Origin of the sequence: Prevotella sp. 10(H), from assembly GCF_000711235.1 — a bacterium.
Taxonomy (GTDB): Bacteria; Bacteroidota; Bacteroidia; order Bacteroidales; family Dysgonomonadaceae; genus Dysgonomonas.
In genome coordinates, this window is record NZ_JOMI01000007.1 from 625,227 (window position 1) to 646,784 (window position 21,558).

General features: G+C 41.1%; 13 protein-coding genes. 5 read left to right on the top strand and 8 right to left on the bottom strand.

Annotated features, from left to right (window positions below):
• Positions 1 to 90 precede the first annotated feature (90 nt).
• The 6 genes from ettA to K348_RS0114180 all read right to left on the bottom strand — a co-directional run bounded on the left by ettA (position 91) and on the right by K348_RS0114180 (position 11,032).
• The gene (gene ettA, locus K348_RS0114155) at positions 91 to 1,776 is read right to left on the bottom strand and encodes an energy-dependent translational throttle protein EttA (protein WP_029905837.1); all 1,686 of its coding nucleotides are present in this window, start codon (positions 1,774 to 1,776) and stop codon (positions 91 to 93) included.
• Between the two features lie 22 nt (positions 1,777 to 1,798).
• On the bottom strand, positions 1,799 to 2,152 hold the full coding sequence (locus K348_RS0114160; RefSeq protein ID WP_029905838.1) for a four helix bundle protein: 354 nt from the start codon (positions 2,150 to 2,152) through the stop codon (positions 1,799 to 1,801).
• Between the two features lie 32 nt (positions 2,153 to 2,184).
• A complete protein-coding gene (locus tag K348_RS0114165; protein WP_029905841.1) occupies positions 2,185 to 3,840 on the bottom strand; it encodes an AMP-binding protein in 1,656 nt (551 codons plus the stop codon).
• 131 nt (positions 3,841 to 3,971) lie between these two features.
• Positions 3,972 to 5,096: a glycoside hydrolase family 43 protein gene (locus tag K348_RS0114170; RefSeq protein WP_029905843.1), complete on the bottom strand. Its 1,125-nt coding sequence runs from the start codon at positions 5,094 to 5,096 to the stop codon at positions 3,972 to 3,974.
• A gap of 129 nt (positions 5,097 to 5,225) precedes the next feature.
• Positions 5,226 to 7,352 (bottom strand): DUF349 domain-containing protein, encoded by a 2,127-nt coding sequence (locus K348_RS0114175; protein WP_029905845.1) that lies wholly within the window; start codon positions 7,350 to 7,352, stop codon positions 5,226 to 5,228.
• Positions 7,353 to 7,492: 140 nt separating this feature from the next.
• Positions 7,493 to 11,032: a hypothetical protein gene (locus tag K348_RS0114180; protein ID WP_231496792.1), complete on the bottom strand. Its 3,540-nt coding sequence runs from the start codon at positions 11,030 to 11,032 to the stop codon at positions 7,493 to 7,495.
• Positions 11,033 to 11,671: 639 nt separating this feature from the next.
• Here K348_RS0114180 and K348_RS0114185 point away from each other — a divergent pair.
• The gene (locus tag K348_RS0114185) at positions 11,672 to 12,952 is read left to right on the top strand and encodes an L-serine ammonia-lyase, iron-sulfur-dependent, subunit alpha (RefSeq protein ID WP_029905854.1); all 1,281 of its coding nucleotides are present in this window, start codon (positions 11,672 to 11,674) and stop codon (positions 12,950 to 12,952) included.
• A gap of 7 nt (positions 12,953 to 12,959) precedes the next feature.
• A complete protein-coding gene (locus tag K348_RS0114190; protein WP_029905856.1) occupies positions 12,960 to 13,433 on the top strand; it encodes a hypothetical protein in 474 nt (157 codons plus the stop codon).
• 4 nt (positions 13,434 to 13,437) lie between these two features.
• Here K348_RS0114190 and K348_RS0114195 read toward each other — a convergent pair whose 3' ends face one another.
• Together K348_RS0114195 and K348_RS0114200 are read right to left on the bottom strand one after the other, a co-directional pair.
• A complete protein-coding gene (locus tag K348_RS0114195) occupies positions 13,438 to 13,836 on the bottom strand; it encodes a DUF1573 domain-containing protein (RefSeq protein WP_029905857.1) in 399 nt (132 codons plus the stop codon).
• A gap of 268 nt (positions 13,837 to 14,104) precedes the next feature.
• Complete coding sequence (locus tag K348_RS0114200) at positions 14,105 to 15,049, bottom strand: fimbrillin family protein (RefSeq protein ID WP_029905859.1); 945 nt, start codon at positions 15,047 to 15,049, stop codon at positions 14,105 to 14,107.
• 806 nt (positions 15,050 to 15,855) lie between these two features.
• On the opposite strand from K348_RS0114200, the gene K348_RS0114205 reads away from it, so the two are divergent.
• The 3 genes from K348_RS0114205 to K348_RS0114215 are packed head-to-tail and all read left to right on the top strand — an operon-like array spanning position 15,856 to position 21,550.
• Positions 15,856 to 17,025 (top strand): efflux RND transporter periplasmic adaptor subunit, encoded by a 1,170-nt coding sequence (locus K348_RS0114205; RefSeq protein WP_029905861.1) that lies wholly within the window; start codon positions 15,856 to 15,858, stop codon positions 17,023 to 17,025.
• The gene (locus tag K348_RS0114210) at positions 17,026 to 20,184 is read left to right on the top strand and encodes an efflux RND transporter permease subunit (protein WP_029905863.1); all 3,159 of its coding nucleotides are present in this window, start codon (positions 17,026 to 17,028) and stop codon (positions 20,182 to 20,184) included. It abuts the gene before it with no gap.
• On the top strand, positions 20,177 to 21,550 hold the full coding sequence (locus K348_RS0114215) for an efflux transporter outer membrane subunit (RefSeq protein ID WP_029905864.1): 1,374 nt from the start codon (positions 20,177 to 20,179) through the stop codon (positions 21,548 to 21,550). The genes K348_RS0114210 and K348_RS0114215 overlap by 8 nt, the downstream gene beginning before the upstream one ends.
• Positions 21,551 to 21,558: the final 8 nt, after the last annotated feature.

Consider the following 21,558-nt stretch of genomic DNA (forward strand, 5'->3'; position numbering starts at 1 on the left):
ATCAAGAGCAAATATAAGTCAATCCGCCCTTGATTTTCATATATATTAGATGTCCGTAACTCTGATATAGCTGCACAAAGTTACTATTTTTTAATTTATCAATTTGCGATAACGGATACGTTTTGGTTCCACATTACCCATACGGGCCTTTTTGTTCTCTTCGTATTCGCTGTAACTTCCTTCGAAAAAGAAGACTTCCGAGTTCCCTTCAAATGCCAGAATATGCGTACATATACGGTCGAGGAACCAGCGGTCGTGAGATATAACAACTGCACAGCCTGCAAAGTTCTCCAAACCTTCCTCTAATGCGCGCAAAGTATTTACGTCTATATCATTGGTAGGTTCGTCGAGTAAAAGTACATTTGCTTCCGACTTAAGTGTTAAAGCGAGATGCAGACGATTACGCTCTCCACCGGAAAGTACACCTGTCAGCTTCTCCTGATCTCCTCCCGAGAAATTGAAACGCGACAGATAGGCACGGGCATTTATATCTTTTCCGCCTACGCGGACAAATTCGCTTCCTCCTGAAATAACCTGATAAACACTCTTATTCGGGTCTATATCGGTATGAGACTGGTCTACATATCCGATCTTCACCGTTTCACCCACTTCGAAAGTACCTTTATCTGCCTTTTCCAATCCCTGTATCAGGCGGAACAATGTAGTTTTACCGGCACCATTCGGTCCTATAATACCTACAATACCGGAAGGCGGCAACATAAATTCGAGATTATCGAACAACAGTTTATCACCAAAAGCCTTACTTACACCATGTGCTTCGATAACCTTATTACCAAGGCGTGGGCCGTTAGGTATGAATATTTCGAGTTTTTCTTCGCGTTCCTTTTGGTCGGCATTGAGCATCTTTTCGTAATCGTTAAGACGGGCTTTACCTTTTGCATGACGGGCTTTAGGGGCCATGCGTACCCACTCGAGCTCCCGCTCCAGTGTCTTACGGCGTTTGCTGGCCTGCTTTTCTTCCTGCTCCATACGTTTGGTCTTCTGTTCGAGCCAAGAAGTATAGTTTCCTTTCCACGGGATACCTTCGCCACGGTCGAGTTCGAGAATCCAGCCGGCTACATGGTCAAGGAAGTAACGGTCGTGCGTGATACAGATAACCGTGCCTTTATATTGTTGCAGATGTTGTTCCAACCAGTCGATAGATTCAGCATCGAGGTGGTTGGTAGGCTCATCGAGTAGTAATACATCCGGTTCTTGTAGTAACAAGCGGCAAAGTGCTACGCGGCGTGCTTCTCCCCCCGAGAGGTTTGCACATAACTGGTCTTCCGGCGGACAGCGTAATGCATCCATGGCACGTTCCAGTTTATTATCTATGTTCCATGCATCGGAAGCATCTATTTTATCCTGCAACTCCGCCTGACGGGCAAAAAGGGAATCCATTTTGTCAGGATCTTCGTAATATTCAGGCAATCCGAATTTTTCGTTGATGCCTTCATATTCTTTGAGAATGTCCATGATTGGCTGCACACCTTCCTGAACAATTTCTTTTACTGTTTTGGTGGGATCGAGTTTCGGATCCTGTTCAAGGTATCCTACCGAATATCCTTTATCAGATACTATTTCACCCTGATATTCCTTATCGAGTCCGGCTATCATTTTCAGCAAAGTTGATTTACCCGATCCGTTAAGACCGATGATACCGATTTTTGCCCCGTAAAAGAAAGAAAGGTAAATGTTTTTTAATACTTGTTTTTGTGGCGGGTATATTTTACCTACGCCAATCATTGAAAAAATAATTTTTTTATCGTCAGACATTATATTAGTTATAAGTTATGAATTATAAATTATAAGTTTTTTTTGTTGTTACTATTATACTTCGGAGCATCTTTAATACTTCGGTAGCATTATAATGCAAAGTTTTAAATTTGTTTATGTCCAAATATTCCGTTTCTTTTAGTAATTCAATCCAATATATCGTTTCATCACATTCTTTTTGGGCAATACCCATTTTATGTACAAAATCGGCTTTACTTTCTGCATTTTGAGCCTCCCGAATCAACGCTCTGATAGCAGTACCGCTTCGTAACAACTGTTTACTAAGTATATATTCTTTTTTGTTATCAGTTAAGAATTTATAAGTATCGACGATTTGAATTGCGAAAGTAAAGCTTTTGTCTTTTACTACACTCATAACTTATAATTCATAACTTATAACTCATATACTTATTTCTGATACAAAAACCGCTTAATACTCCTTTTCGGCGTCTTTTCAAACTCCTGATCCTGTAGTCTGAAATTCACCACCTGACTATATCCGGGCAGGCGTTTGTTTATCGCTTTCAATTCCGCCACAAAAATAGCAGAATAATCTTCTTCTTTTACATCGTGAGCTTTGAAATAATCCTTATCAGGATAAATAAGTGCTATTAGCTTGCCATTTTCCTCTATAATAAGCGATTCGGCAACATATGGCGAGTTATTGAAATAATCCTCTATCTCTTCCGGATAAATATTCTGCCCCGATCCGCTAAGTATCATTGTCTTGCTACGTCCGCGTATAAACAGGAAATTATCCCTGTCCATCACTCCGAGATCGCCTGTACGTAGCCATCCGCCTGCATCGAATGCATGCTTGGTAGCTTCTTCATTCTTGTAATAACCGAGCATAATGTTTTGTCCTTTTACGATGATCTCACCTGCTTCGGTTTCCATATTCGATGATTCTATGCGTACACTCATCCGGTCTACAGGACGTCCGCAGGAACCCGGTTTGTATGTTTCCCAGTATTCATAGGAGATTAGCGGGCCGCATTCGGTCATGCCGTATCCCACAGTATATGGGAAACGTATTTCTGATAAGAAAGCACCCACTTCTTTATTCAGAGCTGCTCCGCCGATAACTACTTCTACCAGCTTATTTCCGAAGACGGGTATCAGTTTCTCAGCAACTTTCTTGTATATTTTCTTTCTGGCAAAAGGAATATTCAACAGGAATTTTACCGGCTGCTTCTTGAATTGAGGAAATACCCTTGTCTGTATAATCTTTTCGATGATAAGAGGCACTGCCAGCACCAGCGTAGGGTTTACCTTAGCAAAGGCATCCATGATAATTTGCGGTGAAGGAACACGCGTAAGGTAGTGGATATGGCATCCTTTGGCAATCGAGAGTAATACCTCAAAAGCCAACCCGTACATATGCGCCATCGGCAGCATGCACACGATACCGTCACCCTCCTTTACAAACGGGATCATATCGATAGCAAAACGGGTGTTTGACCACAGGCTGCGATAAGGTATCATAACCCCTTTCGGATTACTTGTAGTCCCCGATGTATAGTTCAAGACAGCCAGTTCTTCAGGTGACTCGTCATGTACAACCACGTCGTTTTGTGTAAATCCGTCAGGATATTTACGGGTGAAAGCCTGCTCGAGATTGGAACAGGATTCCAAAAATTTGGCAGAACGTGATTTTTGCGCCGAGAAATCATCTATCATAATGATTGTCGACACGGTGGGTATTTTTACAGGATCGAGTTTCGACCATACATATTCGTCGGCAAAGAGAACTTTGGCTTCGGAGTGGTTTACCAGCATATGGATACTCTCGCCGCTGAAATCGTGGAGTATAGTTGTAATAACCGCTCCATAGGTAAGAGAAGCGAAAAAGCCTACAGCCCAGTTAGCCGAATTTCGGCCGCATATAGCAATCTTATCGCCTTTCTGTATTTCAAGATTATCGAATAAGATATGTAGTTGAGCCATCTTCTTTGCAAAGTCCTTATATAAGTATGTCTCTCCATTGTAATCAGTCAATGCGGGACGCTCCCAGTTATTACATATTCCGTCGCGGATGAGAGTGAGAAATTTATTATTTTCCATACAGACAGTTCTAATAAGTGATATATACAAATGTAAGTAAAATATAAGATTTTATATCTTATAATATCTTAAATACCGATCTAAGTTTTGCTCGGATGAAGGCTGATTTCTTATATTTTGCGCCGTAATTTTTAAGGATTTATCGATTGCGGGGAAGTCGTAGGCCCATGTACTACCAGTTTCCCGTCGGGAAGTATTTCCATTTTATCGATAAACACAAGCCGCTCTTCTCCTGTAGCCTCGGTACGTCCATGGTAAACGCAATACATCTGGTCATTGTTCTTGAACATCATGCAATGTCCGGTTCCTGTAACTACACCTCCTGCTTCGGTGTTTTTCTGGAGAACGGGATTATTATCAGCCTTTGTAAACGGCCCTAAAGGACTTTTTGAAGTAGCATAACCTACTGCGTAATTTTTACCGCCAAAGTAATTGGCAGAATACATCATATAATAAGTATCACCTTCTTTGAAAATATACGAGCCTTCTGTCCATCTGCGGTTTACCTCATGCGATGTCACCGATCTGCTTTCCCATTCGGCCTGCTTGTCGTCCATTTTTACAGGCGGGCGTAGTAGCAATTGCGGTTCGCCGATAATATCGGAGAAATCAGGCTTCATTTCGACTCCGTATATCCAGCTTTCCTCTATTTCATCATACCATCCCTGCTTCTTTGCCCATTCCGAAATTTCACTTTCTACAGGGTGTTTGTAACAGCAACGGGAATAGTACAGGTATACTTTACCATCTTCGAAAAGCAGGTTACCGTCTATTACAGGATAGCCCGGGTCGAATATAGGTCTGTCCATCATTTCTTTGAAAGGTCCTGTCGGACTATCCGATACAGCTACTCCGATACGGAAATTTTCAAGTTCGTTTGTCGGATTATGTTTCCAGTCGGCGCTGAACAGCATATAATACTTCCCGTCTATTTCATAAACTTCCGGTGCCCAGAAGTTGGAAACCGTCCACGATTCGGGAGTATTTCCCCTGTAGATGCGTCCTCCGTCTTCCCAATTCACAAGGTCTGTAGATATACTGACACCGTATCCGTCCATTACGTTATCTGTGCCGTACATATAATATTTCCCGTCAGAAGCTTTCAGTATAAAAGGATCGCCGAATGCTACGGGTAGAGGATTTTGAAAAGCTGCAGGCTCAGCGGAAGTGCTTTCAGCCGACTGTTTATTTTTGGTATTACACGATAGTAAGAATAGAAACACAAATAAAGATAAAATAACAGATGTTTGTTTCATAAGATTTCAAAATATTATAATATTAACAGAAAGCAAATATAGAATAATATTCCGAACAGGACGGTATTCCGGTATATGAAAAAGGGATACTTTCTTGAAGTATCCCTTAATTTTATAGAAGAGTATTTGTTATTTCTCCAGTTCGTTCAGACTTTCGTCTATCGCTTCGATTTTCTTCACCAGTAAATCCATTTCATTCTTCAGGTTTTCGATTTTGAGCGTAATGTCTTTCAACAAACCGCCGCCGCCTTTAGACGAGATAGAGAGGAAATTCATATTATTCTCATATGTCTGCAGATCGGTTTTCACCTTATTGTACTGATGCATCAGGTGGTCTCTTTCTTTGTATAAAGCCCGCTTAGGATTATCCTGCTTCGACATATCTTTCATATTGGATTTGAAGGATTCGAACCTGCGTTCAGTCTTGTCCACTTTAAGCCTGTCGTAATGAGCATCTACAGCCTGATGAAATTCTTTATAGATTTTGTCTTTTTCTTTGAACGGAACGAATCCGATCTTGTGCCACTCGTCAGCAAGGGCGCGGACCTGTGCTATTGCTTCGGTCGCATCCAGAGACTGGTCTATATTATTTATTTTTTCGATGATTTCTTTCTTTGCTACCAGATTTTCGAGTTCTTCAGTTTTCTGGGTAGACTCGTTTTTCTTCTTTTGTTCAAAGAAATAGTCGCATGCCGTTACAAATTCTTTCCAGATAGCATCTGAATATTTACGCGGAACAGGGCCTATCTTTTTCCATTCTTTCTGAATGGCTATTAGCTTGTCGGCAGTAGATTTCCATTCGGTACTGTCTTTAAGCATCTTCGCCTGTTCGCAGAGAGAGCGTTTCTTCTCCAGATTGATATCCATTTCATCCCTTATTCCCTTAAAGAATTCGCTCTTCTTCTCAAAGAAAGTATCGCACAATGCGCGGAATTCTTCAAATATCTGGGTGTTTACCTTTTTAGGAACAAATCCGATTGTTTTCCATTTAGCCTGTAAAGCAATTACTTCCTTACTCTTCTCATCCCAGTCTTTGAATGAGTTGAGAGTGGAGTAGTCGATTGCTTTCAACGTTTCACAGATAGCCGTCTTTTCAGCCAGATTTTCCTCTTCCTTACCTTTCAGAGATTCGAAATGAGTCTGATATTTTTTGTTGATAGCAGTTGATGCGTCTTTGAAACGTGTCCATGTTTCTTCACGCAATTCCCTTGCCACAGGGCCTATTTCGCGCCATTGCTGATGGAAATTCTGTAACTGATGAAAAGCAGATACTGCATCTGCATCGTCCAGTAATTTTTCTACCGCCTCAATGATGGAATTTTTCAGTTCAAGATTTTTCTTGAAATCGTAATCGCGGAATTCATTGTTGATCTTTATCAGGTCGTAGAACTTTTCGGTATAGATCTGATATGATTTCCATAATTCTTTAACCTTCGACTGGGGAACCAACGTTATTTCGTTCCATTGTTGTTGCAGATCCTTGAATTCTTTATACAGTTTATTGAAATCGTCGGAACTCTCTGTAATATTCTTGATCGAATCTATTATCTGAAGTTTCTTGGTATAATTTTCTTCTTTCTGCCGCTCTTCAGCTATTGCATGACTTGCACGTTTTTCTTTTATGTCATTCAGGAAAGTCTTTACCACATCTTCACTTGGATCGGGGGTAGGGGTAAAGCTTTCGGCATCGTTGCCGGCCTCTGTATAGGCAGCCTTTTCTGCCTCAACAGTCGCCGAACGCAGCTTATAATATGCCTGTTTCAGCGATTCTACTTCTGCACGTGAAGGTAGTTCCTGCTGCGAAGCCAGATTCTTAAGTTTTTCAATTATCTCATCCTTTGACAAAGACGCATGTTTTGCCGAAGGAGTCTCTAGGCCGGTCTCTTCCTGTTCAGGATTGCTTTCTTCTTTCGATTCTTCTTTCGCAGGTTCAGCATTATTGACCGGAGGTTCTGCAGGTTTTGTAGTTTCGGCCTGTTCTTCTTCTTTTTCGACAGGCGCAACTTCTTCTTCCGATGCGGGTTCTGTAGTTGTTGCATCGGTAGTTTCTTTTGCAGGTTCCGGTTCTTGTGGTTGCACAGTTTCAGCTACAGGCTGAACTTCTTCTGCTGCTTGTGGTTCTTCAACCGTCCCTTCTTTTTCAGCAGATACATCGTCTACCGCATCAATCTTTGCTTCCAGTGGTGTTGTTTCCTCAGCTTTGATTTCGTCAGAAGGGTTTCCCGCAGGCAATTTGGGCTCTAGGTTCTCGTTCATATACTCAGTTTTTTATGGATGAAGGTAATACCTTATGTTTTTCGCATGGCAAATTAATCATTTTTTTTTGTCATTTCAACTATTAATGCAAAGTTTTTTAACTAAGGTAACCAAAAACGGAATTTATTTTTTCTTTTTGTCTATTGTTTCCTCTTTTCTTCCGCTTGTTTTTCTTTTTCTTTGCGTTCGGCTTCACGGGCTTTTATTTTTTCATCACGCTCTTTTTCGAGTTGGCGTCGGCGTTCCTTTTGCAGTCGTTCTTTTTCTTTACGCTCTTCTTCCCGTTGTTTTTGTTTCTCTTTCCTTTCTTTTTCAAGTTGGCGACGGCGTTCTTCCTGCTCGCGGATACGGGCTTTGCGATCTTCTTCTTTTTGCTTACGTTCTTCTCCTTTGGCTTTTATGGCTGCTTTAGCAGCTTCTTCTTTCTGTCGTTTTTCCAATTCAATTTGCTGCTGCCTCTGTTTTTCAACGGCTTTTATAGAATCTTCGATAACCTTTTCAGCCCTTGAAATAGAATCGGCGCGTAACTTTTCTACTTTATTGATCGAGTCTGTGCGAGCCTTTTCTATAGCTTTCAATTCTTTTTTCCGCTGTTTTTCCTGACGTTGTTGTTCCTTCAACTCGGCCTTTTCTTCTTTGGTCAGGTTATTTCTGTTCTTATACTGGTTAAACAGACCTCTTAGCCCGTCGACAGGATTATTTACAATATCTTCAACCGATTCTATAATGTCATTTACATCTCCCAGTTTATCGAGTTGTTCCCTGCTGAGAAGATCATCGGCATTTATTTGTTTGTGGTTGACAGGTTTTTCCGGTTCTGCCTTAGCTAAATCTTCTTTCTCCGGAGCTACAGGTTTTACTGGAGTTTTTGGTTCAAGTGTTTCTTCCGGTTCTTCTACTTCCTCAGCTACTTCCGGTTGTTGTTCAGCCAGATTTTCTATCGTACCCTTATCATTCCAGTAAGCAATTAATTGCGGTAATTGATTCTGGAAATGCTCAGCAAAGAATTCCATATATTGATTCAGTCCGAGGCGAGGCAGCATATCCGTGTAATTCATCACTGAAATAGGCAATGCAAGGATAGATGTGTCCATTTTATGCATCAGTCCGCCCGCAGCGAATGCCTTATTCATATACGAACGAATATTGGCAAACGACTCAAAGCCTTTTATCTGTAGGATATCATATGGCGGATCGGTATCGAAGCTAAGGTCAAAAGTCTGTATCACATAATTGGAGAAATTATAATCTGCCACCTGATACAACAGTTCGTTCCGGTCTATTGTATTCGATTTAGACATTAGTAGTAATAAATATTCGGTATCGAGACTGTCGCTGTAAGCCAGCACTTTTCCTTTCTCATCCGTCAGTTCATTATCCCCTAGATATGCCTTGCTCCAATCGAACTGGGTTATAGGGGTGCCGTCGGATAAGATGATTTTGCCCTCTTTTATCCGTTCCAGTATTTCGGTAGCCATAGGTGTTACATCCGCTTTCGGATATTTGTTAATCAATTCGGTGAGGTTGTCGCCTAATCCTTTTACATCACGGGTCTGCGCATAGGATAATGCATTGAGGAATGCAAATTTAGGCATCATATCCGTCAACGGGTATTTCGATTTCATTGCCTGATAATTCTCTCTTACCGTATTTACATCTGCCTGCTGATAAGCATTGTAAGCGGCATTATAGAGTGAATCCTGTAGGAGTGGCATGTGCCTGAAGTTCCATTCGAAGTCAGGATCGGATAATGGAGTGGCATACAGTCCGTTCGGGAATTCCGTCAAGAGCTTGTTTCTGTATACAGCCAGCATATCGCGGTCGCCTGTCTGCATGTAAATCAGCAATAACTGATAATATATTTCTTCCAGATTAGGTGTGTCCGGGAAGCGGCTTATATCCGTATTGAAAGTTTCAATAGCCAGAGGCATATCTGCCAGCCTGTCTTTGTAGATTTTTCCCATATTGAACAGGGCGTTCTCTATCAGGTCGTTCGACTCCTGAATTGCTTCTTCTGTAAACGGCAGTTGCTGTAAGTAATAGTCAACGGAATATATATCATCGATTACAGCCTGATTTTCCATATCTTCCAAACCTATATCCGATTCCTCCACATAAATAGAATCGGACTGGTTAGCACTATCCCAATCGTCCAGTGCAGATATTCCCGACTTGCTTCTTCTGCGCCAGTCGTCTTCGAGTTTGCGGTTGCCCCATTGTCTGCGGAATGCTATTTTTCCCTGCGCAACTGATTGTTCATTGTAGAAATAGAATTGGTTGGCTTCTCCCTGCTGGGGGATTTGAACAGGTTGGTTAAACGTAGGGTCGAGGTGTGAGGCCGATTCCAACTGGCTCCAGCTCGTGATTCTTTCTTCCCGTTCTTCTTCGAGCCGTAGCCGTTCTTCGGCTTTGAGTTTTTCCTCTTCTTCTTTCCTGAGTTCTTCTATTTTATTATTTATAATTTCCAGCCTTTCCTCTTCGGGTAACTGTGCGATGTATTGCAGGCTATCCTGCTCATGTACCGTTCTTACATGGATAACTAGTTCGTCGAGAACTTCGGAACGGAAAGCCACACGCGGATAATCGGGATTCGATTTTTTCAATAGAGGCAGTGCTTCCGAATAATTAGGCTGTGCAGGAATAAACTCGCGGCGGTTGAAATATATATCGCCTAACGAAACCTGCGCCATTGCTTTGTCAAAGCCATTACGGACACTTTCTTCTATCGCTTTTTTGTAATTTTCAATGGCTTTTGTCGTATCCTGATATTGTAGGTAAGTATTTCCTATCGCATTATATATCTGATCCCTGTATTCTTCATTCTTAGAACTTTTAGCCATGCGGTTGAGAGATGAGATGATATCTTCCCTTTTTTTGGACGGGTCGAGTTGAAGTTGCTGCAGTTTTGCATTGAATGTAAAGTTGTAAGGGGTATTCATTCCCTGCACCGAAGCAAAAGCCTTATTGGCATTTACCTTATCTCCCGTTTCTGCATAAATCTGCCCTAAAAGATATTTGAGCCGTAATTTCTGATGCCTGTCTTTTTCCTTTTTTATGGCATATTCCAGAAAAGGAACAGCTTCGGCATACTCATTTGTTCTTATCAAATAATTAGCTTTTACAGTCGAGTAAAGAGCCTGCTGACTTTCGGGAGCACCGCCTGCAATTTCCATTTTGTGAAGAATGTTTCCCGCTTCGTACATCCAGCCCATTTCGGTATATGCACGGCTTATCCACAACTGGCATTCGGCTACAATATCCGGATTGGAACTGTATATTTTGGTAATATACATGAAAGTAGTTATCGCCCGCAGGTAATTTGCTTCGTGAAACTCCGCTTTTGCGAGCAGAAGCCATACTTGATCCATAAACGGCGTATATTCTTTTTGCTGCAGCCATGCCTGATATTTTTCATCGTTGCGGCGTTTAGGGTCGCGGCGTGGCTTAGCTTTTATCGAATGGAGTTTTATTGCTTTGGTCGTTTTGTCGATAGTAGTAGTAAAATCACCTCCGGGAACCTGCATTGCAGCCGAATCGGAATTGTCGGGAAAGACATACAGCATCTGCGAAAAATTGTCTTCCTGATTCAGACTACGGTTCTTTAAAGTTTCTTTATAGGCCTCATTCGCATTGAAATGAATATTGTAGCGAGTGTTTACGGAATGGTAAAAGCGTGTCACGGAAGTATTCTTTTGGTTAGAACACGACCCTAATATAATGACTAACAGTACACTAATCAGCAGAAAAAGCGTACATACCGTTTTATTTTGTGACACGTATAATCGACGTCTTATTATTATAATAATAAAACACAAAAGTAATCAATTTATTGTTTGTTCTGTGTATTGGTAAGAAAAAGAGGGTGATTACATTAATCATGTAATATACTGCATAGTTCATTTATATGTTTATCTATATAGAGGTAGCTGTTAGCTGTTAGCTGATAGCTGATAGCTTTTAGTTCTTTGAAATAAATAATAGTTACAAGTTACTTCGCCCTGCGGACAGTTACAAGTTACAGAGTAATCATTTGAATATTGTTACTTTTGTTACTTTTTGAATGAAAACTAACGGCTAAAAACTATCAGCTAATAGCTATAATCCGTTACTTTCGTTACCTTTTAACTAAATATGGTTAACAGATGTGAAATGCTAAAGAGGGATTTTAGTATACTCTCAGTATGGCGGAGCAAAAAGGCTAATGGCTAAAAGCTATCAGCTAACAGCTGAAAAGTGTTACTTTTGTTACCTTTTGAATTAATGACACCATAAATTGAATACCTTTGTGTATATAACCTGTAATAGATGAAAAAACTATGATGAATTTGTCGGAAAAAGAGCAAATTGTCAATTTGATAAAAAGAGAGGTAGTTCCCGCTATCGGATGCACGGAGCCTGTTGCCGTATCATTATGTGTAGCTAAGGCTACGGAGACGCTCGGGCGGCTACCTGAAAAAATTAAAGTATTACTTAGCGCCAATGTGTTGAAAAATGCAATGGGAGTTGGAATACCCGGAACAAAAATGGTAGGTCTTCCTATTGCTGTAGCTTTAGGCGCACTTATCGGGAAAAGCGAATATTGCCTTCAGGTATTGAAAGACCTCACTCCTGAGGATGTGGAAAAGGGCAAGCAATATATAGCTGAAAAACGCATCGAAATAGCATTGAAAGAAGATATTGAAGAAAATCTTTATATCGAAACACATTGTATTCTGGGCAATGATGAAGCGGTGGCTGTTATCAGAGGAACGCATACCAATTTTTCTTACATCGCTAAAAACGGGGATGTTACCTGTGATAAAGAACTTTGCAGCGACGATACTTGTTGTAACGAAGAGATACTTCTTACTTTCTCTAAAGTATACGAATTCTCTACGACGGTCGAAATAGAATGTATACGCTTTATACTCGATGCTGCTGAAATCAACCGCGAGGCTTCGAAGCTGTCGAATGAAGGAAGTTACGGGCATAATGTAGCCAAAACGGTGACCGGAACTTTAGGAAAGAAGATTTTCGGCGATTCGATGCTTTCGCATATGCTGTCGTATACGGCAGCGGCTTGTGATGCTCGTATGGACGGGGCGATGATACCCGTGATGAGTAATTCGGGTAGTGGTAATCAGGGGATTACGGCAACGCTTCCGGTTTTAACTTTTGCGGAGGATACCAATTGCAGCGAGGAAGAACTTATAAGAGCTTTGATACTCAGTCATCTTACGGTGGTTTATATTAAACAGAAACTCGGACGGCTTTCCGCTCTTTGCGGTTGCGTGGCAGCGGCTACAGGCGCCAGTTGCGGAATAACGCACCTTATGGGCGGAGATTACAGTCAGGTAACTTTTGCCGTAAAGAATATGGTCGGCAATATCACGGGGATGATTTGCGACGGGGCAAAGCCCAGTTGCGCACTTAAAATATCCAGCGGGGTTTCTACAGCAGTGCTTTCGGCTATCATGGCCATGGAGCATAAGGTGGTATCGTCTATGGAAGGTATTGTGGACGATGATGTGGATAAGACGATTGAAAATCTGACCAGTATAGGCGCTGTAGGAATGCAGGAAACCGATAAGCTGGTTTTGAAAATAATGACAAGTAAATAAGATAACGATGAAAGTAAATAGAATAATGAAAGCCATATTACCTGTTTGTATATTAGGTATACTCGCCTTTAATGCATGTAATTCGGCTCAGAATAATACGAAATCAGATAATGGAGATTTAAAAACTGCCGTAGATACAATGAAGTTAAACCTCGACTTTGCCTCTGTCGATTCAATGATACTTATGTTCCCAGACAGCGAAGGGAAAAGAGAGATTGAAAAGGCAGACAGGGAAAAAGTAATAGGTTATCTGACTCAGTTTGTAAATGATACAGCCTGGAATAATAGCGGTATTATGGTAAAGATGGTTGCGCCCGATTATATGCTGAGTCTGCATTACCGTGGTAAGACACAGGATGAAAACAGCTGGATATCGATCTGGAAAGAGTTGAATAAAGCTAAATTCGATAACAAGTGGTATTTGCTACCCGGTGACAAAGAAGCTATGTTTAAGTTGCTTGATACCTACAGTTACGAATAAGATATTATTTATCAATAATTTCACCTTTGACATTTAGTGTCTTTACAGCTTCTGCATTGGAAAAGACGGTCATTGTCTTATTGAATACACCGGTTGTGGTAGTTTCATATTTAATGGTAATTTTACCTTCTTTTCCCGGTAATATCGGAGCATTCGGATAGTCGGCTTTGGCACATCCGCATCCGGTGATTACACGCTGGACAATAAGAGGTGCGTCGCCTGTATTCTTTAATATGAAGTCGTGGGTTACAAGTTTTTTGCTCTTCTCTATTTTACCGAAGTTATGGGCTACTTCACAGAGAGTTATTTCGGGTTTTCCTTTCTTAGCGGTTTGTTTCTCCTGAGCATGAGATAATCCGATTGAGAATAAAAAGGCGAAGAGTATGATGACAGCTTTCTTCATAACGTACTTGTTTTATATTGAAGTTATTAAGTTGTCTACAAATATAACTAAATATTGGTATGAATGAAAGTAAAGGGCTATTCTAAAAAAATGCAGGAAACAAATGAATGTTCCCTGCATAATAAGGTTTAAGAAAGTCTTTAATCGTAAAAAATAATAGCTCCGTTTCCTTAGGTAGAATAAAAAGTAGAACTCAATAAATAGTGTTTAATTATAATCGAAACAAGAGCTATTATTATATGTAATATGTTAGGTCCGGAATGCTTGATTAATCCATGTTTCCTTCACCGGAAGTAGAGCCGCCGTCAGCCCAGTTCGAAATCGTTGAGGTTACTTCTATACCGCCCATATTTATAGTGATGATATAGTTGTATTTCTTACCCGATTCGAAAGTGGTTGCGTCTTTGGGAGCGTAAGAGAACTTAACGTCGCCTACAGATATCTGAAGCAACTTAGAGCCGCCTGTTATTGCCTGAGGGACGATAATAGCTTCACCGCCGGTCAGTTCATTTTCTGTAGTACCTTTTATGCCCAAAGCAGTTACATTGACAGGTGTGCCCGTAGCTCTGGCAATAGAACCATTTGTTAGGTTGAGAGAGGTTTCCGGCAATACATTCAGGACTTCTACACTGCTGAGATTTTGTAAGTCTGTACCATTACCTTTCTTTATGGTAAATTCAAGTTTAGTCAGTTTATGCTTAAACTCGATAGGTACTTTCTTATTGCTCTTACTTACCTCGTCCTTTTTAGTCCACAGTAAGTCTGAAGCAAGATAGTCAGTAAGAGAGGTTTGGTCTTCAACAATACTAAAAGGAATATCGGTTATATCGGCCGGTTTTGTCGACTGATATGGATGATAGGCATAGAAGTCTACCTTGTTGCCGCTAAGCGGATAATACATCTTCGTATCATATTCGAAGTTTCCTTTTCCATCAGATGTGAGCAAAACGTTGCTGTACAGATTGGTTGCAGTAGGATCGCCCGGAGTAGAAGCATTTGTCCATTCAGTAACATAGAAGCCGACTTTGTTCCCGTCGTGTAGCATAGTGTCATAAGTTGACTTGGCAAAGCTTACTTTGCTAGTCAGTAGAATTTCGTTGTCTGTACTTCCGCTTTCATACAGCTCGTCAGAGTTGGAACAACCCACCATCGCAGCTGCAAGAAGTAAAACGCCGGAAAGATTTTTCGCGAAGTTTTTGTTTCTAATGATCATAATTTGAACTCTTTAAAGTGTAATTTGTTTGCTCAGCATGCTTTAAGAAGCATACTAAGTTGTTGTTTATAAATAATAGTGGTGGAAATGGGATATTACTCAAGACAAAGCTTTGAGAATATATGGGTTACCCATTTTGATAATGAGATTATCTTGTGATAATTTTTAAAAGTTTGTTATCGTAGAAATTTTTAATAGTGCGAACTATCATTGTCTTCTTTCGTGTCGCTTGCATTTTATTGTCTCCTTTTTATTCATTTGCAAAAATAATATCAGGTTTCATATTCAACAAATTGCCTAACATTATTTAGATTCTATTTCGAATATGCGTGAAAACTTAACAGTATAAAGTTAAATCTAACTAATTTAAAACTAATACATTCTAAATCGTCTTTAATTATTCTTTCACATTTAGTGGATATATACGAAATATTATCTTCTATTGTTAATCAAAAACTAAGCCATTATATAAATTACCCATTATATGACATATTGTCATTTATGTATTATAACCTATCGTATAATGTATCCGATTGCAAATAAATCTGAGAGAATGATTCTTTTTATCCGGTTTTTAAATCCTTTTATCATTTCATCATTTTTATTTACACTAGATTTTAGTTAAAACCCAATGTTAATACATACATTTGCATCGTCTTTTAGTTAATTTAGAAAATAAAAACAATTCGTAAGGAGAAAGTGTTCTTATAAAACAATGCCTGGGCACTTTCTTTAATAGGAGACCTGGCGTTATAAGTGAAAGTAAAATTGTTTGTCCCCCAAAGACATGCTGCAACTTATTATATATGAATAACATTAGATGTACTTTAGCGATCACTTTACTATGCACATTTCTTTTCAGTGCATGTAAAGAACCCTCAGTAGATTCTCCCATAGTGGAAGTGGAGCCGGTGCGAACCGATAATATTGAGATTTTCGGAGAATATGTAGGACTGATAAAGGCTTCCCGCAATGTAGAAATACATGCTCGGGTAGAAGGTTTTTTGGAAAAGGCCACATTCAGCGAAGGGAAAGAAGTAAAGATCAACGAACCATTGTTTTATATCAACAACAAGCCTTATAAAGCAAGAGTAGAAAAGGCAAAAGCCCAACTGAAAAGGGATGAGGCACAGGAACTGAAAGCCGAAAGCGACTTGGCACGTATAGAACCTTTATACAATCTGAATGCTGCCAGCCGTTTAGACCTCGATAACGCTGTTGCCGCCCTGAATATGGCAAAGGCTGATGTGGCAATGGCCAAAGCGGATTTGGAACAGGCCGAGCTCGAATTGAGTTACACAGTCGTCCGTTCCCCTTTGTCCGGCTATATAAGTGAGAAATATGTGGATATAGGTACATTGGTTGGTAATTCCAAATCCTTATTAGCAACAGTTGTTAAACGCGATACGGTAGTAGTCGATTTTAAACTGACTTCACTGGATTATCTTCGTAGCCAGCGGCGGAATGTACATTTGGGCGAACTGGATACGACACGTTCATGGCAACCGACAGTTACTGTTACTTTAGCTGATAACTCGGTTTACAGTGAAAAAGGCGTAGTCGATTTTGCTTCTCCTTTAGTAGACCCCAAGACAGGAACATTTGGAGTACGTGCCGAATTGCCCAATCCGAATCAGGTGCTTTTGCCCGGACAGTTTACCCGTGTAAAACTGTTACTTGATGTATTGGAAAATGTAGTCGTTGCCCCCCGTAAGGCTATTTCGATAGAAAAGGGCGGAGCATTTATATATGTTGTCCGTCCCGATAGTATAGTTGAGAAACGTTTCATTGAAACCGGACCGGAGCAGGAAAACCAGATTGTGGTAACCCGCGGACTGACAGTCAATGAAAATATTGTAGTAGAAGGTTATCAGAAGCTTACCCACGGACAAAAAGCTATCCCGCGTACACGTGAGGAAGAGCAGAAAATAATAGATCAGGAAAAGGATAGGGAAACGAATAAGGAGGATAAATAAATGAAGCCCGGATTTTTTATAGAGAGGCCTGTTTTATCTACCGTACTTTCTTTGCTGATCGTTATAATTGGTATTATAGGTCTGGTGTTATTGCCTATAGAGCAATACCCGCAGATTACGCCCCCTGTGGTTAAGATCGGAGCATCTTATCCCGGAGCCAGTGCCACTACTGTTTCGCAAGCAGTGGCAACCCCGATAGAGCAGGAGTTGAACGGAACCCCCGGAATGATATATATGGAATCCAGCAGTTCCAACTCAGGAGGCTTATCCATTACGGTTACATTCGATGTGAGCACAAATGCAGATTTAGCAGCGGTTGAAATACAAAATAGGGTAAAACTAGCAGAGAGCCGTTTGCCTGCGGAAGTTCTGCAAAATGGTATTACGGTAGAAAAACAAACTCCCGGACAACTACTGACAATTGCCCTGATTTCCGACGACCCGAAATATGATGAGATATATCTGAGCAACTATGCTACAATCAACATATTGGATGTTATCCGGCGTATTCCGGGCGTAGGGCGTGTATCGAATGTCGGTAGCCGTTATTATGGCATGCAGATATGGGTATATCCCGACCGTCTGGCAAGTTTCGGACTAACGGTAAAGGATTTACAGGATGCCTTAAAGGATCAGAACCGTGAGTCAGCAGCCGGAGAACTTGGTAAGCAACCGATTATAGATGTAGATGTTGCAATGCCTATTACCGCACAAGGACGTTTATCTACAGTAAGTCAGTTCGAGGATATAGTTGTAAGAGCTAACAATGACGGCTCTTTCATCCGTATGCGCGATGTAGCCCGTGTTTCGCTTGAGGCATCTTCATATAATACCGAGAGCGGACTGAACGGAAAATATGCTACTATGCTGAGTGTCTTCATGCTTCCGGGGGCAAATGCCATGGAGGTGGCTGATCAGGTGAAAACTGCAATGGTACAGATAAAGAAAGACTTTCCCGAAGGGCTTGATTATTTGACGCCTTTCGATATGACGGAATATATATCAGAGTCTATCCATGAAGTATATAAGACGCTGTTCGAAGCATTATTTCTTGTTATCGTAGTTGTATTCCTCTCTTTGCAGAATTGGCGTGCATCATTGATACCTATAGTTGCTGTGCCAATATCACTTATAGGTACATTCGGGTTTATGCTGGCAATGGGATTCTCATTGAATATGCTTACTCTCTTAGGTTTGGTATTATCTATCGGTATTGTCGTCGATGACGCGATTGTTGTCGTCGAGAATGTTGAGCGTATCATGGAAGAAAAGAAGATAGGGGCACGGGAAGCAACCCATTTAGCAATGAACCAGCTGGCAGGAGCATTGATTGCAACATCATTAGTCTTAGCGGCAGTATTTGTTCCGGTAAGTTTTCTCGATGGTATCACGGGGTCATTATATAGGCAGTTTTCGGTAACAATCGTTGTATCTGTTCTGATATCGGCAGTCGTTGCACTGACGCTTAGTCCGGCTATGTGCGCTTTGATACTTCGTCCGCAGGAAGAGGGTAAAAAGAAGAACGTCGTTTTCCGTAAGATAAATAGCTGGCTGGCAAAAGGAAATACCAAATATGCTAATATATTGATGAAAATCATTAGTAACCCACGCCGTATTTTAGCCGGATTCGGCATGGTGTTGGTTTTCATTTTTGTACTCAATAAGGTTGTTCCTACCAGTTTTATTCCACAGGAAGATCAGGGCTTTTTCACCGTTGAACTCGAGATGCCCGAAGGAACGACACTCGAACGTATACGTACAGTCAGCGACAGGGCTATCGGATATCTGGACAGTCTTGAAGATGTAGAATATGTCCAGAATGTAACCGGTTCGAGTCCGCGTGTGGGAACGAATCAGGGACGTACTACACTGACTGTAATTCTCAAATCGTGGGGAAAACGCAAAAGAAGTGTCGACGAAATAATGCGCGATGTTCAGAAAGAATTTTATAATTACCCTGAGATAAGGGCTTTCGTCACCCGTCCGCCTGCTATTCCCGGCTTAGGTTCTGCCGGAGGTGTGGAAATGAAATTGCAGGCGAGGTCAGATGCCAAGTGGGACGATCTGGTGGCAGCTACAGATACATTTTTATATTATGCCGATAAATCGAAGCTGATATCGAATGTATCTTCATCATTACAGTCGGAAATTCCTCAGTTGTATTTCGATGTTGACAGGGATCAGGCCATGCTTCTTGGCGTGCCTATGTCAGATATTTTTTCTACAATGAAAGCATATCTGGGTTCGGTTTATGTGAATGACTTTAATATGTTTAACCGTATATATAAAGTATATATTCAGGCCGACCAGTCGTACCGTGCTACGGCAAGCGATATCAACTTGTTTTACGTCAGGACAAAGAGCGGCGAAATGGTGCCTCTGACAGCTTTAGGTAAAACCAGTTATACTACAGGGCCGGGTAATATTTCACGATTTAATATGTATACTTCTGCTTCATTGCAGGTAACCCCATCATCAGGGCACAGCTCTGGACAGGCTATGAACGAAATAGAACGCATAGCCGAAGAACATCTGCCCGATAATATCGGTGTTGCATGGAGTGGTCTATCGTTTCAGGAACAGAAAGCCAGCGGACAAACAGGAGTTGTACTCGGATTGGTATTCTTATTTGTCTTCCTGTTTCTGGCGGCATTGTACGAAAGCTGGACAGTTCCTATTTCGGTTTTATTGTCTTTGCCGGTAGCGGCACTCGGTGCTTTTCTGGGTATATGGGTCTTAGGATTGGATAATGATATTTATTTCCAGATAGGCTTGGTGGCGCTTATTGGTCTGGCAGCCAAAAATGCTATATTGATAGTCGAATTTGCCAAAGAGCAGGTAGATGCAGGTATGCAGCCGATATTTGCAGCCATGCAGGCCGCTAAACTCCGTTTCCGCCCTATATTGATGACATCTTTGGCTTTCGTTCTAGGTATGCTGCCGATGGTAATTGCCACAGGGCCGGGGTCGGCAAGCAGGCATTCTATCGGTACAGGTGTATTTTTCGGTATGATTGTGGCTATTACATTCGGTATTATTCTGGTTCCGTTCTTCTTTGTAATGGTGTATAAGGCAAAGGAAAAACTAAGAATTCCTGAATTTAAGTTCCCTAAATATCTGAAAGTTAAAAGGTTTTTAAGAAAGAATGAAAATGAGTAAACTCAAATATATATTGGTAATGTTTATAGTCCTATCTTCCTGTAAAATAGGACAGAAATATAAACAACCCGAAATGAGTATCCCGCAAACTTTCGATAGCGGTAATATGTCGACCGGAGATATTTCGGATATCGGTTGGAGTACGTTGTATACGGATACCGTATTGCAAAGCTTGATCGATAATGCACTTCTCCATAATAAAGATATGCTGGTTGCCGTCGCCCGTATAAAAGAAATGGCAGCGAACAAACGGATATCCTTTGCTAATCTTTTCCCTGAAATAGGAGGAGAAGTCGCGGGACAAAGAGAATCTTTGGATTATGGAGGGAATAATAAAACCTACGACCCTGAAGTCCGCGCAAACCTGAATGTATCGTGGGAGCTTGATATCTGGGGTAATCTTCGTTGGGCAAATGAAGCAGGTGTGGCTGCGTATTTGCAGACAGTAGAGGCTCAACGGGCATTACGTTTGACGATTATTGCGCAGGTAGCGCAGTCTTACTTCGAACTGAAAGCATTGGATAGAGAACTGGAGATTGTAAAACAAACATTGGAAGCCCGCCGTGAAGGGGTACGTTTTGCCAAACTACGTTTCGAAGGAGGGTTGACATCCGAGATTCCGTATCGTCAGAGTCTAGTAGAGCTTGCCCGTACTGAAACGCTTATCCCTGACTTGGAAAATGAGATAAAGTTGAAAGAAAATGACTTGTTCGTGCTCGTTGGTGAATTTCCTTCGGGTACAATAAGAAGGGGAGGAGAGGATATCGATCATCAACTGATTCCGAAAAGCCTGCCTGTCGATCTACCTTCCTCACTACTGAAGCGTCGCCCTGATATGATACAGGCAGAGCAGAAACTGATTGAAGCAAATGCACAGGTCGGTATTGCTTATACGGATATGTTTCCTACATTGCGGTTGACCGGAAGGCTTGGGGCAGAGAATGACGAACTGGCTAATTTTCTGAAAAGCCCGACTTGGTTTATCTCAGGAGTGCTGACAGGCCCAATTTTCAATATGGGAAAGAATAAAGCCCGTCATGAAGCTGCAAAAGCGGCTTACGAACAGGAAGTATATACTTATGAAAAATCGGTCTTGGAAGCCTTCAAAGAGGTCAATAACTCGATAGTGACTTATAATAAGATGAAAGAAGTATACCGTTCGCAGGAAGCTCTTTATAATTCGGCAAAGTCATATCATGAACTGGCTAAATTGCAGTATATAAATGGTTATATTAACTATATAGACGTGCTTGATGCTCAACGCCAGTTGTTCGATGCAGAGATTGCGCTTAATACTGCAATACGTAATGAATTGACCTCCGTTGTTGCTTTATATAAGGCTTTAGGTGGTGGAATTGCAAAATAATTTCTAAT